The organism is Burkholderia sp. BCC1638, assembly GCF_902833195.1.
GTDB lineage: Bacteria > Pseudomonadota > Gammaproteobacteria > Burkholderiales > Burkholderiaceae > Burkholderia > Burkholderia diffusa.
This window is the reverse complement of the sequence record NZ_CADFEC010000069.1, coordinates 1-2966: the sequence shown is the minus strand read 5'-3', so window position 1 is coordinate 2966 and position 2966 is coordinate 1. Positions and strand designations below refer to the sequence as shown.

The following is a 2966-nucleotide window of genomic DNA, read 5'->3' as shown; positions in this document are numbered from 1 at the left end:
GACTCAATTGGAATACGGCACAACGCGAGAACTCAACCTGTAGCGACTGTCGATGAGACAGACTCGTTATAGGGTCAAGCGAACAAGTGCATGTGGTGGATGCCTTGGCGATCACAGGCGATGAAGGACGCGGTAGCCTGCGAAAAGCTACGGGGAGCTGGCAAACGAGCTTTGATCCGTAGATGTCCGAATGGGGAAACCCACTCCTTTTGGAGTATCCATGGCTGAATACATAGGCCATGTGAAGCGAACGCGGTGAACTGAAACATCTAAGTAACCGCAGGAAAAGAAATCAACCGAGATTCCCAAAGTAGTGGCGAGCGAAATGGGATGAGCCTTGCACTCTTTATTTGTATTGTTAGCCGAACGCTCTGGAAAGTGCGGCCATAGCAGGTGATAGCCCTGTAGGCGAAAACAGTATGAAAGAACTAGGTGTGCGACAAGTAGGGCGGGACACGTGAAATCCTGTCTGAAGATGGGGGGACCATCCTCCAAGGCTAAATACTCGTGATCGACCGATAGTGAACCAGTACCGTGAGGGAAAGGCGAAAAGAACCCCGGGAGGGGAGTGAAATAGATCCTGAAACCGCATGCATACAAACAGTCGGAGCCTCGTAAGGGGTGACGGCGTACCTTTTGTATAATGGGTCAGCGACTTACGTTCAGTAGCAAGCTTAACCGTATAGGGCAGGCGTAGCGAAAGCGAGTCCGAATAGGGCGTTCAGTTGCTGGGCGTAGACCCGAAACCAGGTGATCTATCCATGGCCAGGATGAAGGTGCGGTAACACGTACTGGAGGTCCGAACCCACTAACGTTGAAAAGTTAGGGGATGAGCTGTGGATAGGGGTGAAAGGCTAAACAAACCTGGAAATAGCTGGTTCTCTCCGAAAACTATTTAGGTAGTGCCTCGTGTCTCACCTTCGGGGGTAGAGCACTGTCATGGTTGGGGGGTCTATTGCAGATTACCCCGCCATAGCAAACTCCGAATACCGAAGAGTGCAATCACGGGAGACAGACATCGGGTGCTAACGTCCGGTGTCAAGAGGGAAACAACCCAGACCGCCAGCTAAGGTCCCCAAATATAGCTAAGTGGGAAACGAAGTGGGAAGGCTAAAACAGTCAGGAGGTTGGCTTAGAAGCAGCCACCCTTTAAAGAAAGCGTAATAGCTCACTGATCGAGTCGTCCTGCGCGGAAGATGTAACGGGGCTAAGCTATATACCGAAGCTGCGGATGCGAGCTTTGCTCGCATGGTAGGAGAGCGTTCCGTAAGCCTGCGAAGGTGCCTTGTAAAGGGTGCTGGAGGTATCGGAAGTGCGAATGCTGACATGAGTAGCGATAAAGGGGGTGAAAGGCCCCCTCGCCGTAAGCCCAAGGTTTCCTACGCAACGTTCATCGGCGTAGGGTGAGTCGGCCCCTAAGGCGAGGCAGAAATGCGTAGCTGATGGGAAGCAGGTCAATATTCCTGCACCATTGTTAGATGCGATGGGGGGACGGATCGCGGAAGGTTGTCCGGGTGTTGGAAGTCCCGGTCGCTGCATTGGAGAAGGCGCTTAGGCAAATCCGGGCGCAGGATTCAAGGGTGTGGCGCGAGCTCCTTAGGGAGCGAAGCAATTGGAAGTGGTTCCAAGAAAAGCCTCTAAGCTTCAGTCTAACGATGACCGTACCGCAAACCGACACAGGTGGGCGAGATGAGTATTCTAAGGCGCTTGAGAGAACTCGGGAGAAGGAACTCGGCAAATTGGTACCGTAACTTCGGGATAAGGTACGCCCTTGTAGCTTGACTGGCCTGCGCCAGGAGGGTGAAGGGGTTGCAATAAACTGGTGGCTGCGACTGTTTAATAAAAACACAGCACTCTGCAAACACGAAAGTGGACGTATAGGGTGTGACGCCTGCCCGGTGCCGGAAGATTAAATGATGGGGTGCAAGCTCTTGATTGAAGTCCCGGTAAACGGCGGCCGTAACTATAACGGTCCTAAGGTAGCGAAATTCCTTGTCGGGTAAGTTCCGACCTGCACGAATGGCGTAACGATGGCCACACTGTCTCCTCCCGAGACTCAGCGAAGTTGAAGTGTTTGTGATGATGCAATCTACCCGCGGCTAGACGGAAAGACCCCATGAACCTTTACTGTAGCTTTGCATTGGACTTTGAACCGATCTGTGTAGGATAGGTGGGAGGCTATGAAACCGGAACGCTAGTTTCGGTGGAGCCGTCCTTGAAATACCACCCTGGTTTGTTTGAGGTTCTAACCTTGGCCCGTGATCCGGGTCGGGGACAGTGCATGGTAGGCAGTTTGACTGGGGCGGTCTCCTCCCAAAGCGTAACGGAGGAGTACGAAGGTACGCTAGGTACGGTCGGAAATCGTGCTGATAGTGCAATGGCATAAGCGTGCTTAACTGCGAGACCGACAAGTCGAGCAGGTGCGAAAGCAGGTCATAGTGATCCGGTGGTTCTGTATGGAAGGGCCATCGCTCAACGGATAAAAGGTACTCTGGGGATAACAGGCTGATACCGCCCAAGAGTTCATATCGACGGCGGTGTTTGGCACCTCGATGTCGGCTCATCTCATCCTGGGGCTGTAGCCGGTCCCAAGGGTATGGCTGTTCGCCATTTAAAGAGGTACGTGAGCTGGGTTTAAAACGTCGTGAGACAGTTTGGTCCCTATCTGCCGTGGGCGTTGGATATTTGAAGGGGGCTGCTCCTAGTACGAGAGGACCGGAGTGGACGAACCTCTGGTGTACCGGTTGTCACGCCAGTGGCATCGCCGGGTAGCTATGTTCGGAAGAGATAACCGCTGAAAGCATCTAAGCGGGAAACTCGCCTTAAGATGAGATATCCCTGGGGACTAGATCCCCTTGAAGGGTCGTTCGAGACCAGGACGTTGATAGGTCAGGTGTGTAAGCGCAGTAATGCGTTCAGCTAACTGATACTAATTGCCCGTAAGGCTTGATCCTATAACAAGTCTG

Annotated in this window: 1 rRNA gene; it reads left to right on the top strand. The window is 52.8% G+C overall.

The features are described from left to right. Positions 1-72: 72 nt before the first annotated feature. Positions 73-2954: ribosomal RNA gene (locus tag HWX22_RS31175) — 23S ribosomal RNA — on the top strand. The last annotated feature ends 12 nt before the right edge of the window (positions 2955-2966 follow it).